The organism is Spirosoma lacussanchae (genome assembly GCF_005870035.1).
Lineage (GTDB): Bacteria > Bacteroidota > Bacteroidia > Cytophagales > Spirosomataceae > Spirosoma > Spirosoma lacussanchae.
Map to the genome: position 1 here is coordinate 1 of NZ_SWJG01000005.1, position 22,859 is coordinate 22,859.

Consider the following 22,859-nt stretch of genomic DNA (forward strand, 5'->3'; position numbering starts at 1 on the left):
GCTAGGGAGAGCTCGACGGCCATCCGTTTGAACTCCTCGTCGTACTGTCTTCTGCTGGTTTTCATGGTTCACTAAGTTAGATCACACTTAACTTAATGTCCAGTCAAATGTAGCAGGTCCAGTTATACCCAGGCGTTGGGCTAGTTCTTTGGGCGAGCCAGTGGCCCGTTTGCGGATCAGGGAATCTAAAAAGCGAAACCGGTTGGCTAGTTTCTGAATCATAATGGTGGGTAGGGTTAACTACTCCACTTAAGACGACATCATGCTGTAGAATGTGCACTTGTTTACGGGTCAAACTGCGTGAAATCACTCTTTTTATGTGTGAAATCACCCATAAACCTGTATACAAGTACAGACGCTAGTTTTGCCTATATGCTATTTATACCGCTCCGGAAGCAGTAAAAGGGAGAGAAAGCTAACTTGCAATCCTATTAGTAAGTCCCTCTGCCTTATGATCCGGTTCCGATTCGTGTTCCTGTTCCTTGTTGCGTCGATAGCCTCGTTGGCTCAGACACCTACTACCGACTGGACTACCACCTACTGGCCTGCGCGCTGGATTCTGCACCCAACGGCGCCGGCCCGGCAGTATGGGGTGTTTCACCTGCGCAAAGCCATTGACCTGCTGCAAAAGCCGGCCCGCTTCGTTGTACACGTTTCGGGCGATAACCGGTATCGGCTGTTTGTGAATGGTCGGGCGGTGCTGCTGGGGCCAGCCCGCAGCGATACGCAGAACTGGAACTACGAAACGATTGATCTGGCGCCGTATCTGCAGGCCGGGCGGAATGTACTGGCCGCGCAGGTCTGGAATATGGGCGAGGGTATTCCGTTTGCGCAGATGAGCTACCAAACCGGGTTTGTTTTGCAGGGCGACACCGACGCGGAAAAAATAGCCAACACCGACGCTAGCTGGAAGATATACCAGAACCTGGCTTACTCACCCATCAAGAACGACATCCCTAAACTGCGAACCTATATCGTGGCGGGCGACGGCGACCGGGTCGATGCGGCCCGCTATCCCTGGGGCTGGGAGCAGCCCGACTTCAACGATAGTGCCTGGCTGGCGGCCAAGCCGTTTGGTTTTCCGACCAAGCCCCGCGGGCTCGGCACCGATGGGAACTGGGGGCTGGTACCCCGTCAGATTCCGATGATGGACGAACATCCCGAGCGGCTGGCGGCCGTTCGGCGAGTAGAGAACGGACAGATGGAAGCCGCCTTTTTGCAGGGAAAAGCGCCCGTAACCGTTACCGCTAATAAAAAAGCGGTCTTTCTGATTGACAATGGTGTGCTGACCAATGCCTACCCGGAGCTGACCGTGAGCCGTGGCAAAAACGCGGTAATCACCCTGAGTTATGCCGAAGCCCTGATCGACGCAGCCGGTAAAAAAGGAAACCGGAACGAGGTGGAAGGCCGGTCGTTACGTGGCTTCGACGATCAGTTCGTAGCCGATGGGTCAGACCGCCGTACGTTTCGGCCTCTCTGGTTCCGGACGTATCGGTACCTACAGCTGACGGTAGAAACCAAAGACGAACCGCTCGTACTGAACGACCTCGTCGGGCAATTTACCGGCTACCCATTCGAGCAGAAAGGAAAGTTTACCGCCAATGCTCCCACATCAACAACAACATCTACGCTCGGCGTGAATGCACCGGGCGACTCGTCGTTGCAGGGAATCTGGGACGTGGGCTGGCGAACGGCCCGGCTTTGCGCGGGCGAAACCTACTACGACTGCCCTTATTACGAACAACTGCAGTATACCGGCGATACGCGCGTACAGTCGTTGATTTCGTTGTATGTGGCGGGTGACGACCGGCTGATGCGGAAAGCCATTCTCGACTATGACCACAGCCGCTTCAATGATGGGCTGACGCAAAGCCGCTATCCCAGTGCTGACTTTCAGGTAATACCGACGTTTTCGCTATTCTGGGTCTGTATGATCCACGATTACTGGATGCATCGGCCCGACGATGCCTTTGTGAAGTCTATGATGCCCGGCGTACTGAGCGTGCTGAACTGGCACGAAGAGCGGCTCGATAAAAACGGTTTGAACGGGCCGTTGCTCTGGTGGAATTTTGTGGACTGGGCCAAGTGGCAGAACGCGAAAGATGAGGTGGCGGGTGGTGTGCCGCCGGGCGCTAAGAAGGGCGGGTCCAGCATCTTGACTTTACAACAGGCCTATACCTATTTCCGCGCGGCCGATCTGCTGGCCCATTTTGGTCAGAACGAACGCGCCGAGCATTACCGGGAGCTGGCCCGTCGGCTGAACAAGGCGGTTTATACCCAATGCTGGGATGCCGGACGAGGCCTGCTGGCCGATACTCCCGCGAAAAACAGTTTCAGCCAGCATGCCAACCTACTGGCGATCCTGACCGATGCCGTGCCAAAAAATCAGCAGGTGGCTTTGTTGACAAAAACAATGGCCGCCACGGATCTTATTCAGGCTACCTTTTATTTCAAGTTTTACCTGTTCGAGGCTCTGAAGAAAACCGGGCTGGGCGATGAACTGGTGCCGCAGCTCAAGCCCTGGCGCGATATGCTGGCCATTGGCCTGACTACCTTCGCCGAGAATCCTGAACCAACCCGCTCTGATTGTCACGCCTGGAGTGCCTCGCCCTTGTATGCGCTTCTGTCGACGACCTGCGGTATCCAGCCTGCTGAGCCGGGCTTCCGCACGGTGCGCATCGAGCCAGCCTTCGGTACGTTGACCCGTGTTGATGGCCGCGTGCCTCATCCGCAGGGTGAGATTGTGGTCAGCTTCCAGAAAACGGCAGCGGGCGGCCTGACCGGCAGCGTGAGCTTACCCGAGAAAATGACCGGTACGCTGCGCTGGAAAGGCAAAACCCTCGCCCTGACAGGAGGTACGCAAACGGTGAGTTTATGAGACTAGTCGGGTCGGCTACAGCATGCTGGCGCCAACAACCTGTCCGTTGTCCGTTCGCTGAACGTAAACCAGTACGCTGCTTTGATCTGGGCCGAGGCCATTGGGTACCGGGAGGGTGGCACTACCCGACGAGTCCGACTGGTCTATGGTCCTGAACTGCCGCACGATGTTGGTATTGACCAGCGTTCGGCCCCCGTTTTCGCCGTTGCCAACAGCGGTACGGGCTTCTTTCTGCAGCAGGGCGATATTGACGCGGTAGGGACCTTTTGCCGACAGCGTATAGGTCACCGTCAGGATTTTGTCCGTACGGTTTACCTGGCCGTTTACCGTTACAAATGATGAAGCCGGTTGTTTCTGAACGGCGGTAACAGCCTGCTCTATGCGGCTCCGCTGGCCGCCAATGATGTCCTGTTGTCCATTTACGATCAGTTGGGGCGTATAAGTTTGCGTGCGTAGCTGCCGGTTATACTGCCGCTGCCGATCGGTGAATTGCCGACTGCTGAACGGGTCCTGCCAGCCAAGCCGGTTCCAGTAGTCGACATGAAACGACAGGCCATATACCGCCTGGCCGGCCCGGGCCGCTTTTTCGGTGATTTCCTGCAAAGCCCGGTCAGCAGGCGGGCAACTGGAACAGCCCTGTGAGGTGAACAATTCCAGCACTACTACCGGTCGCGCAGCTGGTTTGACGGGTGGAGAAGTCGAGACGGCTGGGGCTAGCAGCAGAGTCACCGCCAGCCAGAAAAATGCGTTCATGAGTCATGTTGTTGAGAGATGATATAGGACTGCTGTGAGAGATCGACCGGTCGGTTACAGGCCCAGATAGTAGTCGTAGCCACGCTCGGCCCAGAAGTCGCGCGGGCGCGTGTCGGAGAAGAAAATCCGGCCGATGCGCTTGAGATTTTTGACGCCGTATTTGTGCGGGATAATCAGCCGGATGGGGGCGCCGTGCTGGTTGTTGATCGGCTGGCCGTTAAGTTCGTAGGCCAGCAGCGTTTGCGGATGCAGCGCGCTCTCCATATCGATACCTACGTAATACCCTTTGTCGGGCGTTTCCATACCGACAAACGAGTACAGATCGGTCGGACGGTCCGGCGCGGGGGCATTGCCGCTTTTGGTGCCGAGTTTATAGCGCTCCAGAAAATCGGAGAGCCGCACGCCACCCCAGTGCTGAATCTGACTCCAGCCTTCCACACACTTAAAATCATAAATCAGCTCTTGCTTTGGCAGCGCCCGAACGTCGTCCATGGTGAGGAGCAGCGGCTCCTGGTTCGGCCGGTCGATCTGTAGCTTCCAGTCGGCCGGCAGTGACGTGCGTAACCCGTCGAAGCCGTTTACACGCGGTCGTTTGGCCGCTTCTTCGCGGGGGTAGGTCTTAACCAGGTGGGTGTTGCTGAAATACGTCCGGGCAATCTGTTCGTTGGCGTCTAGTACCCGGCGTAACGGTTTTTTTATGCCAAATACCTTCGGGCTGTTTTTTATCCACGAATAAACGCCGAACGGAACGGTGGCGGCCAGCGCGAACAGCCCAAAGGAACGGAGCGTTCGGCGACGTATGGCTGATTCGGGAGCGTCGCTTTCCGGGAGGTTGGGTTCGTTAGATGTCTTCATGACAGGGCAGGGCGTATGGGTGCCGGATCGGGGGTTGGGTCGTTGGTAGGCTGTGGCTCGGGGGCAGGCCGAAGCGGCTGGGCCGGGTCGTTGGCTTTTAGTACGTCGAAGCCCGTAACCATACTCTGAAAGTTGCCCCAGCCCGCCCGGATTACCTGAGCAATATGCACCACAAAAAACAGCACGTACCCGACCGTCAGCGCAAAATGAATCAGCCGGGCCATTTCGTACCCCCCCGACAGGGCCGTTAGCCAGTAAAACTGCGTCGGCTTGTAAATGGCATACCCCGTCAGAACCGACCCGGCGCCCATGATCATGATCGAGAAGTACGCAATCTTCTGCGCACCGTTGTACTTGATGAAGGGCGGCTGGGTTTTTCGCAGGCCCAGATCATAGGCCGTAACCTGAATGGCTTCCCGAAATGAGTGGCGGTTCGGAACCAGGTGGCGCCACTCGCCCGATACAATCGTGTAGCCTACATACAGCAGCCCGTTGAGCAGGAAGAGCCACATGAACACAAAGTGCCACGCCATACCCTCGGCCAGTCGGCGCGATAGCCCCAGCGCCTTATAAAACCCGTCCGGAAAGAAAGAGATCAGTGTCCAGTCGCCTAGCACGATCTTGTACGGGTCGTAGGCCCAGTAAATGAGCAGGCCGCTCCAGATCATGACGAACAGGACCGGGAAATTAATCCAGTGAAACCAGCGGATGGCCAGCGGGTGTTTATGGACGATGCGTTTCATGATAAATACCGATTCGGGTACGTAAGCTACTGGTTTACCAATACGTACGCAAACAAAATAGGTGCCGATTCCGCTGCGGCCAACCAGCCACCAATCAGGCGGCTACGGCTTCGGTAGGCAGAGCGGGCGCTGCCGGGAAATCGACGGGAATCTGGGTGATGCTGTGGAGGTAATTCGAGATGATTTTATCCCCAATGAGCAGAAGCAGATCCACCAGGGCGCTCTGTGGATAACCGACCGCTACAAACTGGTCGATCAGCTGGTTGTCGGGATGTCCTTTCGTTTCGGTGATGGCTTTGGCCAGTTTTACCAGTGCATCGAGTTTGGGGTCGAAGTTGGCATGGCCCGCCCGTAGTTGCAGTATCTGCTCGTCGGAGAAGCCGTTCAGTTTGCCCAGCGCGGTATGGGCTGCCTGACAGTAGACGCAGTTATTGGCCTGAGAAACCACGAGGTTGATAGCCTCCCGCTCCTTGGCTTTGAAAATACCTTTGGTTTGGCTTTGCTGAAAGGCGAGGTAAGCCCCCAGGCCATTGTCAGACAGGCCGAATGTGGCGTACAGGTTCGGTACAAAACCTAATCCTTTTTGCAGATTGTCGAAGAGCTGTTGGTTCTGGGCCGAGACCTGGTCGCGGGTTGGGACGTGAAACGTTGCCATTGTCGTGTTGGTTTATGGTGAATTGACAGGGCAAAGGTGCAGCCAGTGAAGACACCCGAAAATGGATGTATTTCCCGCTCTGTTATCAATTCTTCCCGATGGTTAGCCGGCAGCGGTTGCCAGACCCTGTATTACCTGCTTTTTGAAAGTCGATGGGGGCTGGCCGGTCTGTTTTTTGAAGAACCGACTGAAATGCGACACTTCATCGAAGCCCAGCTCGAAGGCAATTTCCTTGGTCGACTTATCCGTATAGAGCAGCAGCCGTTTGGCCTCCAGCGCAATGCGCTCGTGAATGATCTGCAGTGGACTTTGCTGACTATAGAGGGCAAACAGGTTGGCCAGGGTTTTGGGCGATTTGTTCAGCAGGTCGGCGTATTCGCTTACGGTATGCAGGCTGCGGTACTGGTTCTCAACGAGCAGGTTGAACCGACGCACCAGGTTAAGGTCGGCTTCGGATAAGTCAGGAGTCAGGTACTGCTCCTTAGCCAGCCGTGTCAGCTTAATAATCAGCCGCTTCAGCAACATCCGCAGCATTTCGCCCTGAATAGTATCTCGGGTCGAAAACTCGTCGTCGAAAACCATCAGCAGCGCTTCAAATTTGCGTTGCTCAGCTGGACTAAGCTGCAGGAAGAGCGGATTTTGGGCACCATAAAACAAAAAGCCAACACATGAGACTTCTTTGTCGTGGTCAACGATGCAGTAGAAATCGCGGTCGAACTGCCAGGCAACGACCGCGTCGGGATTAGCAAATCCGAACGACTGATTGACCATGAGCGGTAACACCGTCTGCGCCGGAAACGCATACGTCACTTCATCGATCGTGACCGATTGCGATGCCCCCGTATTCCAGGCAATGGTCAGCAGGCGTTGAGGATGTCGGTTACCCAGCCGGTCGCTGAAGAAGTGCCGACTGAAACCCTTCTCCCGGCAGATCAGTTGCAAAACGCCATTCGTTTTTGGTTCGGTGTAGGTATAGACCATAAGCTATAGGTGAGCCAGATGGAGGCTATAAATATATAAATACTCCTGACGCGTTTTACCTTTGTTCCATACCCTTACGTTGATGATCATTCATACCCTTGATACCGGCCCCTTCAAACTCGATGGGGGCGCCATGTTCGGCGTTGTTCCGAAAACGCTTTGGCAGCGCACTAATCCCGCCGACGACCGAAATCTCTGCGACTGGGCACTGCGTAACCTGCTCATCGAAACGACCGATGCCAGCGGCAAACCCCGGCTGGTGCTGGTCGATACCGGCGTAGGGGATAAGCAGGATGCCAAATTTTTCGGCTTCTATGACCTGCCTAACGGCAAAACACTCGTGCAGGCTGTTGAGCAGGCCGGCTACGCACTGAGCGACGTGACTGACGTCCTGCTGACGCATCTGCATTTCGACCATGCGGGTGGCGCCGTTCGCTGGGCCGATGCGGGACGCACCCGCCTGGAGCCTACCTTTCCGCGGGCCACCTACTGGAGCCATAGTGGCCAGTGGCAATGGGCCATGCAGCCTAACCCCCGCGAGCGGGCCACCTACCTCCGGGAGAACATCATGCCGCTGCAGGAGAGCGGGCAGCTCCGCTTTTCGGATCAGAGCGAGCTGGGAATTCCGGGCATTGAGCTGCTGTACGTAGACGGCCATACCGAGAAAATGCTGATGCCCCAGCTAGAGACAGCTGGCAAAAGGCTGCTGTTCTGTGCCGACCTGATTCCGTCGACTTCCCACGTGCCGGTTCCGTACGTGATGGGCTACGACGTGCGCCCGTTGGTGACCATGGATGAGAAAACGACCTGCCTCGAGCGCGCTGTCGACGAAGACTGGCTCCTCGTTTTCGATCATGATCCCTATTGCGAAGCGGCCACCGTTGAGCGGACTGAGAAGGGCATTCGGGTGAAAGACAAGGGGCGGCTGGCCGACTGGTTATAAGTCTGCTGGCGGATAGGAGCGGCACAAACCAAATCTTCGAACGTACCGTTATCTGACCAATACGTCAGACAGTATGAAAATCGGGTTGGTTTTATCGGGCGGGGGCGCCCGTGGCATTGCCCATCTGGGCGTGATCAAGGGCTTGCAGGAAATGGGTATTCGCTTCGATCAGATTGCGGGCACCAGCGCAGGGGCTATCGCCGGGGCGTTACTGGCTAACGGCTACACCCCGGACGAAAGTCTGAAAATTATTGAATCGTCGTCGTTCGTGCGGCACCTGCGTCCGGCCTGGAACCGTATGGGGCTGCTGCGCATCGATACGGCCGTCGACCTATATAAGAAATACATACCGCATGATTCGTTTGAAGGGCTGCAGATACCGTTGCATGTTGTTGCCGTTGATCTGAACGAAGGCGAGCAGGTTGTTTTCGAGCAGGGCGAGCTGATACGGCCCGTGCTGGCGTCGTGTTGCCTGCCGGGTATCTTCGAGCCACTACTGATCAATAAGCGGCAGTATGTAGACGGGGGCGTACTTAATAACCTGCCCGTAGAAGTAATCGAACACAAGGTTGACCTGGTCATTGCATCGCATACGAACCCGTTTGGGCTGGCCAAGCCGATCCGGTCTATGCGGGGCGTCATTGAGCGCAGCCTGATTTTAGCGGTACAGAGCAAAACCAGAGAGAAGTTCAACCGCTGTCAGGTGTTGATCGAACCAGCTGATCTGGCTGGCTACAGTCCTACCGACGTCAGCAAAGCGCGCGAATTATTCCGGATCGGTTATCAGCACGCACGCTCTATGGCTGGCTTTATCGATAAAGCTCTCTCGCAGCTAACAGACAACGAATCAACATAAAGCCACTTGGCTTACTGGACAAACTAATTTCTGTCATGCTGGGACACCTGTTCCGGCATGTTGCTTTTCTGGCCGATTCAATAGGTTAAGAGATGCCAAAATAGGACATAACTGCTAATTGGGCGGTCCGTAACGCCATTGAAGTCAACGGGTGGAGTTTAACTTTTCCAAGTTCTTTTAGAAAAATACTTAAGCATACTTACTAAATAATCTATTTCAATGTATTGATAAATAGTAAATAGAGTATTAATTACTAAGTAAAGAAAATAGGGCTGTTAGAATAATATTCTATCTATTACTCGTAAATCAGAATAAAAAATTGTATAAAATATATTAGACAAAGAATTTGCCTGATAAAACAGCTTTATTACTTTTGCAATAACTACAGTGTTTTCTTAACCTAACTTAAATCAAGTATGAGTAGAATTTTACTTGTGGGCTTGCTGTTAGTATGCTCACTCTGCGCTCCTGTGTGGGCGCAGGAGCGAACCATTACGGGTAAGGTAACGGCCGCCGAAGATGGCTCGTTAATGCCCGGGGTGTCGGTAGTGGTTAAGGGCACCACGCGTGGCGCGAACACCGACGCCAGCGGTGCTTACTCGATCACCGTACCGGACAAGGCTGCGAAACTGGTCTTCAGTTTCGTAGGCTCAGCTTCGCAGGAAGTTGAAATCGGGAATCGGTCGGTGATTGATGTCAAGCTGGCTAACGACGCCAAACAGCTGGGCGAGGTGGTGGTAACCGCACTTGGTCAGCAGCGCGACAAAAAGGCGCTGGCCTACGCGGTAACCAACGTAAAAGGTGATCTGCTCCAGCAGCGTTCCGAGCCCGACCCGTTGCGGGCGTTATCGGGTAAAGTTCCAGGCGTAAACATTACGGCTGGTAACGGAGCGCCCGGTGCGGGTACTCGTATCACCATTCGGGGTAACAACTCATTTACAGGTAACAACCAGCCGCTGTTCGTCGTAGACGGCATCCCATTTGACAACTCGGTAAACGGAAGCCAAGGGTACAACCAGAACACCGTTTCTACCAACCGGGCGTATGACATCGATCCCAACAACATCGAAACAATGACGGTGTTGAAAGGCGCTGCTGCGTCGGCTCTATATGGGTCGCGTGCTGCCAACGGGGTTATTGTAATTACGACCAAGTCGGGTAGTAAGTCAGCCCGCAAAGGTCTGGAAGTCAACTTTAATACGTCCTACTCTGTAGAAAACGTATCATCAATTCCTGATTATCAAAACACCTATACGCAGGGTTCCAACCAGACCTACAACGGTGGATTTATTGGGAACTGGGGAACAGTTTTTCCGGCTGAAGTGGACCGGGTCAATGCTGCGTTAGGTTTTGAACGGTACTCTAAAGTTATTGATCCAGATTATCCGGCTGGCACCATTCCTCACCCACTGGTCGATGCTACGGTTCCGTACGGTGCAGCACGGTATCAGACCGCTTTTCCGGAGCTACTGCAGGCCAATGGCCGCGGTATTGCAGTTCCGTTGCAGCCCTATGACATTATTGGCGGTTTCTTCCGGCAGGGTAAAGTACTCGAAAACGGCATCCAGATTACCTCTACGGGCGACAAAACATCGCTGAATGCGTCGGTATCGCGGATGAAAAATGAGGGTATCATCCCTAACTCGTTCACCGATCGTACCACGCTTAGCTTTGGTGGTAACGCTACGCTGAACAACAATATCAACATAGCGGGTAGTGTGGCCTATACGAACACTAACCAGCAAAGTCCACAGTCTGGGGCCGGTTATTACGCTGATTATGGCGGGTTGGCTTCTGCCGGTTCTATTTACGGTCGGTTGTTCTACCTACCCCGTAACTACAACCTAAGCGGCTATCCGTTCGAGAATCCGGTCGATGGATCGAACGTATTTTACCGCGCGCTGGACAACCCGCTCTGGACGGCTAAATACAACCTCTACAACTCAGGCGTGAATCGGGTATACGGTAACATGACGTTGAGTTATGACGTAGCGCCCTGGCTGAACCTGACTGCCCGCGGTGGGATCAATACCTATTCTGAAACCCGCAAAAACGTTATCCGCCCAGGCGGTACGTTCGTGCCACTGGGTTCGGTACTTAGACAGGATCTGACCAGAACAGAGACGGATTTTACCTTCCTGGCTACGGCGCAGCACGACTTTTCGGAGCGGTTCAACGCCAAACTGCTGCTTGGCTTTAACCCTAACCAGCGTAGCTACAGTGAGTCGGGTATTGCGGGGGCACCGGTTATCGATCCTAATGTGTTGACCATTGGTGGTACGCTGAACCAGAATGCGGCCGATTATAAGTCCCAACGTCGTCTGTACGGTATTTTCAGTGAGTTAACCCTGGGCTATAACAACTATCTGTTCGTAACCGCTTCGGTACGCAGAGACCAGTCGTCTACGCTGCCAGCCGGTAACAACAGCTATTATTACCCTGCCGTATCGGGTTCGCTGGTCTTCACCGACGTACTCAATCTGCCTAAGAACATTCTGAACTTCGGTAAAATCCGGGCTAACTACGCTAAGGTGGGTAAAGACGCTGATCCCTATCAGGTGTTTACCGCCTACAACCTGGGCCGTACGTTCTACAATGGTACGGCTATTTCTGTGGCAGCGCTACCCAGCCAGCTGAACAATATTGCCCTGAAGCCTGAGTTTACGGCTGAGGTTGAGTTAGGTGCTGAATTGCAGTTCTTCAACAATCGGATTGGAATTGACGTCGCTCACTTCGACCGGATTTCGACCGACCTGATCGTGACTCGTGAGTTGCCTCGCGCAACGGGTTTCTCCACGGAGATTACAAACGCTGGCAAGATATCTAACAAAGGTTGGGAAGTTGGCCTTACGCTCGTTCCTATTCGCACTGCCAGTGGGTTTACCTGGACCTCGTTTGCCGCCTACACCCGCATCCGGTCGCTGGTAGAAGATGCTGGTCCGGGTGGTGAGATTTTCATCGGCGGTACCGGTCTCTCGTCGTTGGGAACGATTTTCCGGAACGGCCTGCCATACGGACAGATCATTGGTTCGGTCAATGCCCGTGATGAAAGCGGAAACCTATTGATCAACCCATCGACCGGCCTGCCGATCCGTGCGGCCAAGTCAGCCATCATTGGTGACCCCAATACTAAATACACCATCGGCTGGACAAATACGGTGAATTTCAAAAACTTCACGTTAAGCGTATTGACCGACTATAAAGCGGGCGGTAGCCTGTTTTCTAGTACGGCAGCTTCGCTCCTGTTGCGTGGTCAGTTGAAGAATTCGGAAGATCGCGAAGGGATGCGGGTAATTCCGGGCGTGCTGGGTGACCCCGCTACGTACAAACCACTGGTGGGTGATGATGGCAAACCCATCAAAAATACCATTGCCATGTCGGCTTTCCAGTATCACTTCACCGACGGATACGGCGCCTACGGGGCCGACGAAGTCAACATCTACGATGCCTCTGTGGTCCGGTTGCGGGAGATTTCGCTGGGCTATAGCGTACCCAAAGCCTTCCTGCAGCGGTATGCCAAAGTACTGGGTAGCCTGCGGATCTCGGCATCGGGCCGTAACCTGTGGTTCTACGCACCCAACATGCTGAAGGGGCTCAACTTCGACCCTGAAGTGCTGTCGAACTTCGCTGACTCAAACATTCAGGGCTTCGATCTGGGCGCTTCTCCATCTACCCGTCGTTTTGGTATCAACCTCAACGCTTCCTTCTAATTCCGAGTCAGAGCGCCTGGCCAACCGACGGGCGCTCTGGCAATCCGATCAACCATTACTCGATGAAGTACATGACAAACTATAAAAACGTATTCAGGACACTCGCGCTGGCCGGCGTTATCAGTGTGGCTAGCTCCTGTAGCATGACCGAACTGGATATTAATACTGATCCGAACCGGCCTGCGTCGGCTTCGCTGGCCCTGCTCATGCCCGTTGCCGAAAACGCAGCTATCAACGCGTTCGGTGCCGTAAACGGCAATGCGATGGGTTTTGCGGGTCTCTGGAGTTCGGCCGACGCCTACAACCTGAGCAACACCAGTTATCAGGGCACCTGGAATGCTGCCTATCAGAGTCTGCAAAGCATCGAACAGATGTTGCGGGCTACCGAAGATGGTAAAAACCCGCGCTACCGAGGCATCGCGCTGGTGCTGAAGGCCTATTCGGTAGGCAACTATGTAGATATGTTTGGCGATATGCCTTATACCGAAGCCTGGAAAGGTAATGCGGCCGAGCCCAACAAACAGCCTAAGTTTGATAAGGACTCGGACATTTATGAAGATCTACTGAAACTCTGCGATCAGGCTATAACCGAGCTGGCTAAGCCGCAGCCTGTGGCCGTTGGGGGCGACTATATGGGCTCGGGCAATGCTGCTACTTGGACTCGTATCGCGAGAACCGTTAAGCTGCGTCTGCTACTGAACTCACGGAAAGGGCGGGCCAACGGGAATGCCGAGCTGAAAGCCGCTTTCGACGCCGGTGGCTACATTACTACGCCGGCTCAGAACTGGACCTATCTGTATTCAACCCAGATATCGCCAGAGCGAAACACGCATCCCTGGTTTATTACCTATACAGGAACCTCAGATCCTACTTATATCAACCACCAGTTGATGGGTGAGATGCTGCTGAACAAAGACCCCCGTCTGCCTTTCTATTTCTACCGACAAACATCACGCATCCTGGATCAGAACAACCCAACCGACCGGGGTACCACGCCTTTTGGCGGGTCATATCTGCCTCTGCGTGAGTCGTTTCTGTCGGAATACAGAAGAGCGTTCAACATTACGGGGGCTATTCCAGCGGCTGATCTGGCCTACATCGCCGGTTACTTCGGCCGCGACCGGGCTGACGTGTCAGGGGCGGCTGCTGACGGTCCGCTGCGGACGGCGCCCGGTACCTATCCCGCCGGTGGTGTGTATTCTGACCGTAGTACGGCGGCTGTAGCGTTGACAGGTCAGGCTGCGCTGAACTTTGGCGGTAACGGACAGTGGCCTATTATCAACAGCTGGAATACCAAGTTCTGGCAGGTAGAAGCCATCCTCGACGGGACCGGCGTAACCGGCGATGCCCGCGCGCTGTTTGAAGCGGGCATTCGTGAGCAGATTGCTGTAGTAGTTGCGCAGGGACTTAAGTCGGACCCGAGCCGGGCAAAAACACCCGCTACGGCCGAAGTGGATGCCTACGTAAAAGCCTGGCTTGACCTGTACGATGCAGCAACGACCAATCAGGCTAAGCTGAACGTAGTGGCCAAACAAATCTGGTTTTGCTCATGGGGGCAGGGTATGGAAATATGGAACTTGCAGCGCCGTACCGGTTACCCCATTCAGAGCCAGTTCCGGCAGTTCTCGGTGGGTATCCAGGCGCCCATCTCAAAGCCTCCCCGTCAGTACGCACTGCGGTTGCCCTATCCGCAGTCTGAGGGCGCGCTTAACCCCAACGCATCAAAATACATCACTGACGTTGTTTTCGACCGCGATCCAGTTTTCTGGGATAAGGTGAAAGTGAAGTGGGAATTTTAAATAAGATTATGATCGGCTGAACCTCGAAACCAGCGATCTGGCGAGGTTCAGCCGATCGACAAACTAAGAATAGCCATGAAAAAACTCTTTACATACTCGTTTGTGGCAGCTATTACGTTACTGCTCAGCTGCCGCGATGAGTCCCTTGATCCAAATAAGCCCTGGGAGCCAGGCGTACACGGCTGGGGCGTTTTTGATGGCGTTGCCGAAGCGGGCAAAGCCAATATTGCTGCCAATGCCAGAAACTTCCCGCTCACCGGGCAGGACAACGCGAAGATCGATTTCAAAATCCGCTGGGTATCTCTCGATAATAAGTTGACAGTTAGTAAAATAGCTATCAAGGTCGACATGATCGAGTCCTACACGGATCCCGATGGTAACCCTAAAACGGTTGCATTAGGGGGTGGTGGCCGGGTTGTCAAAACGATTGATGCGCCAGCGGCTAACCGTCAATGGAACAACTTTTCGATCACGCCCGCTGAAATCTACAACCTGTATAAAGATGCAACGGTGAAGTACGATAAGGTCAATGCTGTTAAAGTCTTCGAAAACCCAACCCGACCCCGTCCGGCGGGCGCCCGCCTGCAGGGGCCCCTGGTCGTAGGAGGCAAAACGGTGGCTAATGCCGATGCTTTCCTTGTAACCTGGGAGTTGACCACAACCGATGGGCTTGTCTTTAAGGTATGGAACGAGGACAGCATCTGCCTCGACCCGACTCCTGTTTCTCAGGCCAACGCGAACTGCCGATTGAGCTTCACGGTTCGTTAACTGGTGCTCAAACATCCTTAAAGCAGCAGGCTCAGCGATGGGTCTGCTGCTTTTTATTTATCTTCGGAAGATGCGTACGCTATACTGCTGGCTGATACTGATTGGCATAAAGAGCACAGGGCTGGCTCAGGCCCCTACGTTCCTGACCGATGTTCAGCCAATTATTATGCGAAATTGTGCTACCCCCTGCCATCATACGGGCGGGGTAGGGCCGTTTCGCCTGCTTACCTACGACGATGTGGCCAAGCGGGGTAAGTTCATCGCCAAAGTCACCCAGAGCCGCTATATGCCTCCTTTTCCGGCCGACCGGCAATTTCAGCACTACACCAACGAACGTGGGTTATCCGAGGCTGAGATAGAAACTATTCAGGCCTGGGTGCGGGGCGGTATGAAAAAAGGAGAAACCGCGCCAGCGGCCAGCCATCCTAAAGAGACTGCTGCCGTATCGGTTACAGCCCGCCAGCCAGACCTGGTGTTTCGTATGAAACCATACCTCGTTCGGGGCGATGGGCAGGAGGATTTTCGGTACTTTCATGTGCCTATGAACCTCACACGGGACATATGGGTAGAGGCCATCGAGTTCGTGCCGGGCAACCGGAAGCTAGTGCACCACAGCAGACTGATGGTCGACTCGACCGGTACGATGAGTGCCATCAATGGAATTGCCGAAGCAGATCCAAAACTGCGCGAGTTTCAGCGGACGCCCCTGGCCGACGAGTTCCTGTACGGATGGGTACCTGGCAATGACCGCGTCACATTTCCGGCTGGCGCTGCCAAACGCATCCGGGCGGGTAGCGATCTTATTCTCAACATCCATTACGCGCCCTCAGCGAAAGAAGAGACGGATCAGTCGGAAGTTCGTTTGTATCTGGCCCGACAACCCGTCGACCGGGTCGTGCGGACGCTTAGCCTGACCGAAAACGATGTAACGAACCAGCCATTCCGGCTCGCGGCCAATACGAAACCTGTTTTTTATATGAAGTTCGGACCGCTGCCCGACAGTATCCGGCTGTTATCGGTCATGCCGCACATGCACCGACTGGGCCAGTCCGTAAAAGCGTTTGCCATCACGCCCGACGGCGATGCCATCAACCTGATACAGATACCGGCCTGGGACTATAACTGGCAGCTGACTTATTTTTTTCGGCAGGCCCTGACCTTACCGAAAGGGACTGTCATCCTCGCCGAAGCGCAATACGACAATACCGATCAGAATCCCTTTAATCCGCACCGACCCGCCCGAACCGTTGGCTACGGCTGGAACTCTACCGACGAAATGATGAACCTGGTGTTCTACTACATCCGGTAATTGACGGTACTACTCGATCAGGCAGCCTACCGCTTCAGTTCTGGGCAGAGCTACCGCCTTACCGGCCAGGATAGCGTCTAGGGCATCGCGCAGGTATGGCTGCGTAGCATCGGGCCGGTGTTTCCCGAGTGCTACGTACCAGTCATCGATAGCGCCCTGATAACGCACCCGTCCGCTAGGATCAACTACTACTACTTCGGGGGTTACGGCCGTACGAAACTGGTGAGCCAGCCGGGCACCTGGGTCGGGTCGGGCTTCCAGAGAAAGGTGGTACGCAGCACAGAAATGCCGGATCAGGCTGGGCGAGTCGGTGCGTAGCGGAAACAGGGCTACGAACCGGACGGCAGCCCGGTCGTACTGCCGGTGCAACGTTGTGAGCCGACGTGCGTATTGCTGACTAATGGGGCATTCGGTATTCAAAAAAACATAGACCGTGATGGGCCCGGCAGCCGCAAAACATCGTGCCGGTCCAGCAAGCCCCAGCACCCACACCAGTGGAATTAGAAAGAAGACAAATCGCCTGAGTAGCATAGGTATAATGTGGCGTTTGTGAAGAGCCCATTATTTTGTTGGTTCTACCGGGCTAACGGCCAAATTTTTATACAGTAAAGATACTTTTGTTCGTTGGTATTACGCTAAATTGTCCATATTACGCGCCCGCTTGCCTCCGCTTGTAATGGCAGAAACGGACGGCGTACTGGATTACTCAACCCTAACCTGTTCTATGAGGAACAATTACCGATTATTTTGGCGGATTTTACTACTGCTGGCACCAGCCCAACTACTGGCGCAGGGACTACGGATTTCGGGGCGCGTTACCTCCGATCAGGACGGGCAGCCCGTACCGGGGGTAAACGTAGTGGTCAAAGGAACAACGACCGGAATCAGTACCGATGCCAGCGGTAATTATAGCCTGACCGTACCGGGTGCCAATACGGTGCTGCTCTTCACGTCCATCGGTCTGGTGTCGCAGGAAGTCAACGTTGGCAACCGAACCGTGGTGAACGTGGTCATGAAAGAGACCGTCAACGAATTGGCTCAGGTGGTTGTAACGGGCTATAACACTACCCAGCGAAAAGACATTACCGGCTCTGTCACTTCCGTCTCGCCCGACAAATTCAAAAACATTCCGGTTGCCAGCTTCGACCAGGCCCTGCAGGGGCAGGCGGCTGGTGTGCAGGTGACCCAATCGTCGGGTACGCCCGGAGGTGGGTTAACCGTGCGGGTGCGGGGTAATACGTCCATCTCGGCCAGTAACCGGCCGCTGTTTATTGTCGATGGCGTACCGGTCGAAGACGGCAACCTCACCGGCCGCGACTTCGGCGGGCAGCAGGATAACGCCTTTGCGCTCTTCAACCCGAACGATATTGAAAGCATCGAGGTGCTGAAAGACGCGTCGGCCAAGGCCATCTACGGCTCACGGGCGGCTAACGGGGTAGTACTGGTCACCACCAAACGGGGCCGGTCGGGTCAGAAAACGACCTTTACGGCCGATGTCCAGCGGGGGCTGACGGAGATCATCCGCCGACCTGATATGCTGAACGCTACCGAACTGCTCGAACTCCAGCGAGAAGCAGTTACTAATGCCGGCCAGGACCCCGATCAGAGCGGCCTCATCAAAGGAGTAACCGACGGTGTCAATACCGACTGGGTCGATGAGGTATTGCGCCGGGGCGTTTATCAGCAGTACCAGTTATCGGCCCAGGGCGGTAACGACAGAACCCAGTTTTACCTCAGCGGTAGCTACCGCGACGAGCAGGGCGTTCAGCTAAACAACGGGTTTACCCGCTATACGGCCCAGTTCAAGTTTGACCAGAAAGCGACCTCCAAGCTCTCGTTCGGAGCGAACATTACTGCTTCCTATGCCAAGAACAAACGGGTAAAAGGCGATAACTTCCTGGATGGCGTGTATTCAGGAGCCATAAAGAGCCTGCCATATTATGCGCCCTACAACGAGCAGGGGCGCCTGTACGGGCCCAACGATCCCAACTACGCCGGGTTTCCCAACTTCAATCCGGTGGGTCAGGCCGTTTTGCCCCGTTTTGTCAGCTACACCGCCAAGTTTTTGGGGGGCGTTTACGGCGAGTACGAAATTATTCCGAACCTGCGCTTCCGTACCAAGGCCAGCGTAGATTATAACAACATCACCGAAGATAACTTCGAACCCTCGTCGACCGCTATCGGCGGATTTCTGGAAAGCGTTGGCGGCCAGGGCTATGGCGACTTCAGCAACACGACCCTTGCAACGCTGATTAGCACCAATACACTGGCCTACAACTTCCAGCTGCCCGGAAAACACCGGTTCAGTACGCTGGCCGGGTTTGAGGTGCTGAGTCGGCAGCAGCGCAGCAATAACGTGCAGGGGCGGCTGTTCCCGAGCGACGATTTTACCTATATCCGCTCGGCCGGCGTTGTTGACCAGGGCGACTCGTATCTACTCAACAGCGGCCTGATCTCGACCTTTGGTGAGGTTCGGTACGATTACGATGAGAAGTACCTGGCCACGATTACGGCCCGTTACGATGGCTCGTCCCGCTTCGGTAAGGATCGGCAGTTTGGGGTGTTTCCGTCGGCCTCGGTAGCCTGGCGTTTATCCAGCGAGCCGTTTATGCAGCGGTTCCGTTTTCTAAACGACCTGAAACTGCGGGCCAGCTACGGCTTCACAGGTAACGAACGCATCGGCGATTTTCAGTTTCTGGGTACCTGGGCTTCGGTTACCTACAGCGGCTCTACCGGGGTTGGCCCGTCGGCGTTGGTTAATCCACTCCTGCAGTGGGAGCGCACCCGCGAAGCCAATATCGGGTTCGATGCCTCATTCCTGAACGGCCGGCTCAGTGTAACGGTCGATGCCTATGATAACCTGACGGATAACCTGCTCTTTGCACAGCCCATTCCGCTTACGACCGGCTTTGGTTCTGTACAGGGCAACATTGGGAAAGTAGGGAACCGGGGTGTCGAGCTGACGATCTCGACGGTCAACATCGACCGGGGTGGTATCCGCTGGAGTACCGATCTGAACCTGTCGCACAACCAGAATAAAGTGGTTGAACTGGTTAGTAACGAACCCATCTTCAGAGGCTATACGGCCGACGGGGTTAGCCGTACCAACGTCATTCTGCCGGGCCAGCCGCTGGGTACCTTCTGGGGGCTGAAGTTCCTGGGCGTTGACCCGGCCACGGGGAATGCGATCTACGACGATAAAAATGGCGATGGCCGTATCAGCCCCGAAGATGGGCAGGTGATCGGTAACGCCCAGCCTAAACTGACCGGTGGCTTCACCAACCGGGTGAGCTGGAAAGGAATCGAGCTGAGCGTGCTCCTGCAGGGGTCTTACGGTAACAGCATTCTGAACTTCTCCAATACGACCCTGCTGAACGCGGGGGCCGACATCCAGAACAACCAGACGCGTAAGGCCCTGCAGCGCTGGCGTAAGGAAGGCGATATAACCAGTGTACCACGTTATGAGTTAGGCAACAGCTATAATAACTACCACAGCAGCCGCTTCCTGGAAGACGGTTCGTTTGTGCGGATCAAAAACCTGACGGTAGGCTACAACCTGCCCCGCCAGTGGACTACCCGCTACGGCATGACCAGCGTCAGACTCTATGCGTCGGCCACCAACCTGTATACCCTGACGCGGTACAGCGGTCCCGATCCGGAAGTGAGCACACTCGATGGGTCGACGGTTGCGCAGGGTATTGACTTCTTTACGCTTCCACAGGTAAAAACCATACTGGGCGGTTTATCCATCGTCTTTTAACCGCATCGACTCGACACTATGATTCATTCTGCACTTTTTATGCGTTCTGTTCGGTCTCTAACGGCACTGCTGCTGGTGAGCCTGGCTTCCTGCCAGACCGTGCTGGAGCCCGATCCGGTCGATCTGCTGGTCGATGAACTGGTCCTGAACGAGCCTAACGACGTACAGCCGGTTCGCATCGGTTTATATAACACCCTGCGCGGCACGGCTTCGTCGACCATTATAGCGGGTGACTTTACGGCCGATTATATCCAGTTTAACGGGACGTTTTCCGACAACCGCGAGTTTGGTAACAAGCAGATTACGGCGGCCAACAGCGTTGTTGGCACGCTGTGGGGTGCGCTTTACCGGACCATCTATGTAGCCAATTTTATCCTGGAAACGCTGCCTGGGGTAGCGGGGGTACCCGAGTCAACGCGTAAACAGGTGCTGGCCGAAGCCCATTTCATGCGGGCCTGGGCTAACTTCATCGGCACCTATACATACGGGGATATTCCGCAGGTAACCACAACCAACCAGGCCGCGAACCGCAATATTGGCCGCACCGCCCGGGCTACGATCCTGGCCGCGGTCCTGGCCGACTATCAGGCTGCGCTGGCTGATCTGCCCGCCGTTGCCGCCGGGTCGACCAATGTGACGACCAACGCCACTTACCTGAATAAAGCCACCTGCCAGGCGGCCATGGCCCGGTTTTATCTGTACCAGCGTAACTGGGCCCAGGCCGAAACGCTGGCCGGTCAGGTCATTGCCTCCGGGATCTACGCCCTCGAAACCAACTATTCCGATGTAGTGCTCAAGGATTTTACCCGTGAGTCAATTCTGGAAGTAGGCTACTCGCTGTCCGATGATCCGGGAACAACGGCTACCAGTCTGAACAACCTGCTGGTGGGTCGTCGGGAGGTGATTCCGTCGAACCAGCTCGTTACCACTCTAGTGTCTACCGAAGCCGGCACCCGTCGGGAAACCATTGGTTTCAACGTACAGAACCTGCGCGGCAGCGATAACGGCTGGAGCGTTCGGAAATACGGTACTGCTTCGGAAGATAATAACAACATTGTACTGATGCGGCTGGCCGAGATGTACCTGATCCGGGCCGAAGCGCGCGCGCAGCAGGGTAAGATTACGGGGGCGGCCGGTGCCGTAGCTGATCTGAACGTACTGCGAACCCGCGCCAACGCGCCGGCCATTGCGCTGACCGCCCAGGCCGATGTGGTGCTGGCCGTAGAACGCGAACGGGTCTATGAGCTGGCTTTCGAAGGGCATCGGTGGTACGACCTGGTCCGAACCGGGCGGGCGCAGGCCGTTATGTCGGCATTCTCGCCCAACTGGACCAGTCGATTTGAGCTATGGCCTATTCCGCAGTCGGAGATTCAGCAAAACCCCGCACTGGCCGGTAAACAAAACCCCGGCTACTAACCGGCTGGTGCTGGCACAGATTATAGTGAAGAGAAAAAGGCCAAAGGCCAGGAAACAGCAGACACAGACACTCGAATTATGAAGCTTTTTGCCAATACTAAACACATTCGCTTCGGCTGGGGAGGGCTACTGATGGCGGTAGTTCTGGGATGGGCGGCTATCGGCTGCGAGGAGCAGGACCTCGACCGAACATTTGCAGGGCCGTATTTTGTGCGCTTTACCGATACAACGCTGACATTCCGGGAAAGCTATAACCAGATTGTGCCAATTCGGGTGCATAATGTAGGGCCCGTACTGACAGAAGCCATCCGGATCAACTATACCATCAGCGGCACCGCCCGCGAAGGCCGCGACTACGCCATCCAGGGCGAAAAAGGCGTTGTGGTCATCCCAGCCAACAAAAGCTTCGGGCAGATTAACATCAGGCTGATCAACAACGCCAACAATATTCTGGAGTCACAGTCGCTGACGTTTACGCTGACGGGGGTTAGTCCGGCGTCATTGCAAGTGGGGCTGGCTCCGAGCGGGGCGCTGGGCCGGTCGATGCGGTTTACCATCAACGACGACTGCCTGTTTGGCGGCACCTATACGGGTACGAGTCGCATTGGCAATCAGAATTTCACCTATCAGAACATCGACATTTCCAGTACCGACTGCAAACAGTACATCCTGAGCAACTGGAACATCGGTATTCCGTTCTTCAATTTCGACGCCATCAAACCAACGCTCCGGTTCGTCGATAACGGCGACAATACCATTACGGTACCGGCGCAGACAAACGCCGAACTGGGCTCAACGGATACGCTCCGCGGCAACGGAGCTTGGAATCCGCGCGACCGCCGGATCACGCTGAATCTTCAGTTCAAGCTGCGGCTCACCAACAACCGCGACACAACGCTTTCCTACACGCAGACTTATACACCACAGTGATGCGAACTCTACTCCGTTTTCTGCTTATACCGGTTGGGGCTATGTGGCTTTTTGGAGGCTGCGCCGAAACCCTCGAACCTAAACCGCTCACGTATACGCAACTACTGACCGGAACGACCGAGAAGTCGTGGCGGCTGGTGTCTTATCAGATTTTCGATGATGGTAACTCGTCGCAGGTGATTCCGGTGCAGGGCCAGTTCGACCCCTGCGTGACGGATGATCTGTACACCTTCTATGCCAACGAAGGGCGTCGATATGCGGTTAGCGAAGGAGCCAGCAAATGCGGAGCCAACGACCCGGATATTTTTCTGGACGACCAGTGGACACTCGTCAACGCCAGCGCTACCCTGGAGTTTGCCTTTCCTATTTTGTCGGGCCAGCGCCTGCCGTATACCATCAAAAACCTGACGGGAAATGTGCTGACCATTGAGATCTACCTGCAAAACATCCAGGATATCAACGCCAGCTATCGATTTACGTTCAACGCCGTTACCACGCGCTAA

Annotated in this window: 17 protein-coding genes; 11 read left to right on the forward strand and 6 right to left on the reverse strand. The window is 55.0% G+C overall.

The window, feature by feature from the left end; translation table 11 throughout:
* The first annotated feature begins 451 nt into the window (after window positions 1-451).
* On the forward strand, window positions 452-2,878 hold the full coding sequence (locus tag FBR45_RS17940; protein WP_138504806.1) for an alpha-L-rhamnosidase-related protein: 2,427 nt from the start codon (window positions 452-454) through the stop codon (window positions 2,876-2,878).
* Window positions 2,879-2,893: 15 nt separating this feature from the next.
* Here the strand turns inward: FBR45_RS17940 and FBR45_RS17945 are convergent, their stop codons facing one another.
* The 5 genes from FBR45_RS17945 to FBR45_RS17965 form a co-directional block, all read right to left on the reverse strand.
* The gene (locus FBR45_RS17945) at window positions 2,894-3,631 is read right to left on the reverse strand and encodes a DUF1223 domain-containing protein (protein ID WP_138504808.1); all 738 of its coding nucleotides are present in this window, start codon (window positions 3,629-3,631) and stop codon (window positions 2,894-2,896) included.
* Window positions 3,632-3,685: 54 nt separating this feature from the next.
* The gene (locus FBR45_RS17950; RefSeq protein WP_138504810.1) at window positions 3,686-4,486 is read right to left on the reverse strand and encodes a molybdopterin-dependent oxidoreductase; all 801 of its coding nucleotides are present in this window, start codon (window positions 4,484-4,486) and stop codon (window positions 3,686-3,688) included.
* On the reverse strand, window positions 4,483-5,229 hold the full coding sequence (locus tag FBR45_RS17955) for a cytochrome b/b6 domain-containing protein (RefSeq protein WP_138504812.1): 747 nt from the start codon (window positions 5,227-5,229) through the stop codon (window positions 4,483-4,485). The genes FBR45_RS17950 and FBR45_RS17955 overlap by 4 nt, the downstream gene beginning before the upstream one ends.
* Window positions 5,230-5,323: 94 nt before the next feature.
* On the reverse strand, window positions 5,324-5,884 hold the full coding sequence (locus FBR45_RS17960) for a carboxymuconolactone decarboxylase family protein (protein WP_138504814.1): 561 nt from the start codon (window positions 5,882-5,884) through the stop codon (window positions 5,324-5,326).
* Between the two features lie 102 nt (window positions 5,885-5,986).
* On the reverse strand, window positions 5,987-6,865 hold the full coding sequence (locus tag FBR45_RS17965) for a helix-turn-helix domain-containing protein (protein ID WP_138504816.1): 879 nt from the start codon (window positions 6,863-6,865) through the stop codon (window positions 5,987-5,989).
* Window positions 6,866-6,947: 82 nt separating this feature from the next.
* On the opposite strand from FBR45_RS17965, the gene FBR45_RS17970 reads away from it, so the two are divergent.
* The 6 genes from FBR45_RS17970 (at window position 6,948) to FBR45_RS17995 (ending at window position 16,250) form a co-directional block, all read left to right on the forward strand.
* Entirely contained in the window at window positions 6,948-7,808 is an 861-nt protein-coding gene (locus FBR45_RS17970; RefSeq protein WP_138504818.1) for an MBL fold metallo-hydrolase, read from the forward strand.
* A 73-nt stretch (window positions 7,809-7,881) separates the two neighbouring features.
* Window positions 7,882-8,664 carry a patatin-like phospholipase family protein gene (locus tag FBR45_RS17975; RefSeq protein ID WP_138504820.1) on the forward strand — a complete coding sequence of 261 codons (783 nt, stop codon included), beginning with the start codon at window positions 7,882-7,884 and terminating at the stop codon, window positions 8,662-8,664.
* Between the two features lie 416 nt (window positions 8,665-9,080).
* The gene (locus tag FBR45_RS17980; protein WP_138504822.1) at window positions 9,081-12,374 is read left to right on the forward strand and encodes a SusC/RagA family TonB-linked outer membrane protein; all 3,294 of its coding nucleotides are present in this window, start codon (window positions 9,081-9,083) and stop codon (window positions 12,372-12,374) included.
* 71 nt (window positions 12,375-12,445) lie between these two features.
* Window positions 12,446-14,173, forward strand: a complete 1,728-nt coding sequence (locus FBR45_RS17985; protein ID WP_138504824.1) for a SusD/RagB family nutrient-binding outer membrane lipoprotein — start codon at window positions 12,446-12,448, stop codon at window positions 14,171-14,173.
* A 75-nt stretch (window positions 14,174-14,248) separates the two neighbouring features.
* The gene (locus FBR45_RS17990; protein ID WP_138504826.1) at window positions 14,249-14,941 is read left to right on the forward strand and encodes a hypothetical protein; all 693 of its coding nucleotides are present in this window, start codon (window positions 14,249-14,251) and stop codon (window positions 14,939-14,941) included.
* Window positions 14,942-15,011: 70 nt separating this feature from the next.
* Complete coding sequence (locus FBR45_RS17995; protein WP_138504828.1) at window positions 15,012-16,250, forward strand: c-type cytochrome; 1,239 nt, start codon at window positions 15,012-15,014, stop codon at window positions 16,248-16,250.
* A 9-nt stretch (window positions 16,251-16,259) separates the two neighbouring features.
* Here the strand turns inward: FBR45_RS17995 and FBR45_RS18000 are convergent, their stop codons facing one another.
* Window positions 16,260-16,781: a thioredoxin-like domain-containing protein gene (locus FBR45_RS18000; protein ID WP_138504830.1), complete on the reverse strand. Its 522-nt coding sequence runs from the start codon at window positions 16,779-16,781 to the stop codon at window positions 16,260-16,262.
* Between the two features lie 193 nt (window positions 16,782-16,974).
* Between FBR45_RS18000 and FBR45_RS18005 the strand changes: the two genes are divergently transcribed.
* The 4 genes from FBR45_RS18005 to FBR45_RS18020 all read left to right on the forward strand — a co-directional run bounded on the left by FBR45_RS18005 (window position 16,975) and on the right by FBR45_RS18020 (window position 22,859).
* Complete coding sequence (locus FBR45_RS18005; protein ID WP_138504832.1) at window positions 16,975-20,010, forward strand: SusC/RagA family TonB-linked outer membrane protein; 3,036 nt, start codon at window positions 16,975-16,977, stop codon at window positions 20,008-20,010.
* 18 nt (window positions 20,011-20,028) lie between these two features.
* Window positions 20,029-21,426 (forward strand): RagB/SusD family nutrient uptake outer membrane protein, encoded by a 1,398-nt coding sequence (locus FBR45_RS18010; RefSeq protein ID WP_246082296.1) that lies wholly within the window; start codon window positions 20,029-20,031, stop codon window positions 21,424-21,426.
* 78 nt (window positions 21,427-21,504) lie between these two features.
* Entirely contained in the window at window positions 21,505-22,356 is an 852-nt protein-coding gene (locus FBR45_RS18015) for a hypothetical protein (RefSeq protein ID WP_138504834.1), read from the forward strand.
* On the forward strand, window positions 22,356-22,859 hold the full coding sequence (locus tag FBR45_RS18020; protein ID WP_138504836.1) for a hypothetical protein: 504 nt from the start codon (window positions 22,356-22,358) through the stop codon (window positions 22,857-22,859). The genes FBR45_RS18015 and FBR45_RS18020 overlap by 1 nt, the downstream gene beginning before the upstream one ends.

Coding starts and splice junctions, on each gene's coding strand:
- FBR45_RS17970 (WP_138504818.1), top strand. CDS start 6,948: ATGATCATTCATACCCTTGATACCGGCCCCTTCAAACTCGATGGGGGC.
- FBR45_RS17955 (WP_138504812.1), bottom strand. CDS start 5,229: ATGAAACGCATCGTCCATAAACACCCGCTGGCCATCCGCTGGTTTCAC.
- FBR45_RS18005 (WP_138504832.1), top strand. CDS start 16,975: ATGAGGAACAATTACCGATTATTTTGGCGGATTTTACTACTGCTGGCA.
- FBR45_RS17945 (WP_138504808.1), bottom strand. CDS start 3,631: ATGAACGCATTTTTCTGGCTGGCGGTGACTCTGCTGCTAGCCCCAGCC.
- FBR45_RS18020 (WP_138504836.1), top strand. CDS start 22,356: ATGCGAACTCTACTCCGTTTTCTGCTTATACCGGTTGGGGCTATGTGG.
- FBR45_RS17990 (WP_138504826.1), top strand. CDS start 14,249: ATGAAAAAACTCTTTACATACTCGTTTGTGGCAGCTATTACGTTACTG.
- FBR45_RS17980 (WP_138504822.1), top strand. CDS start 9,081: ATGAGTAGAATTTTACTTGTGGGCTTGCTGTTAGTATGCTCACTCTGC.
- FBR45_RS17940 (WP_138504806.1), top strand. CDS start 452: ATGATCCGGTTCCGATTCGTGTTCCTGTTCCTTGTTGCGTCGATAGCC.
- FBR45_RS17960 (WP_138504814.1), bottom strand. CDS start 5,884: ATGGCAACGTTTCACGTCCCAACCCGCGACCAGGTCTCGGCCCAGAAC.
- FBR45_RS17975 (WP_138504820.1), top strand. CDS start 7,882: ATGAAAATCGGGTTGGTTTTATCGGGCGGGGGCGCCCGTGGCATTGCC.
- FBR45_RS18010 (WP_246082296.1), top strand. CDS start 20,029: ATGATTCATTCTGCACTTTTTATGCGTTCTGTTCGGTCTCTAACGGCA.
- FBR45_RS17965 (WP_138504816.1), bottom strand. CDS start 6,865: ATGGTCTATACCTACACCGAACCAAAAACGAATGGCGTTTTGCAACTG.
- FBR45_RS18000 (WP_138504830.1), bottom strand. CDS start 16,781: ATGCTACTCAGGCGATTTGTCTTCTTTCTAATTCCACTGGTGTGGGTG.
- FBR45_RS17985 (WP_138504824.1), top strand. CDS start 12,446: ATGACAAACTATAAAAACGTATTCAGGACACTCGCGCTGGCCGGCGTT.
- FBR45_RS17950 (WP_138504810.1), bottom strand. CDS start 4,486: ATGAAGACATCTAACGAACCCAACCTCCCGGAAAGCGACGCTCCCGAA.
- FBR45_RS18015 (WP_138504834.1), top strand. CDS start 21,505: ATGAAGCTTTTTGCCAATACTAAACACATTCGCTTCGGCTGGGGAGGG.
- FBR45_RS17995 (WP_138504828.1), top strand. CDS start 15,012: ATGCGTACGCTATACTGCTGGCTGATACTGATTGGCATAAAGAGCACA.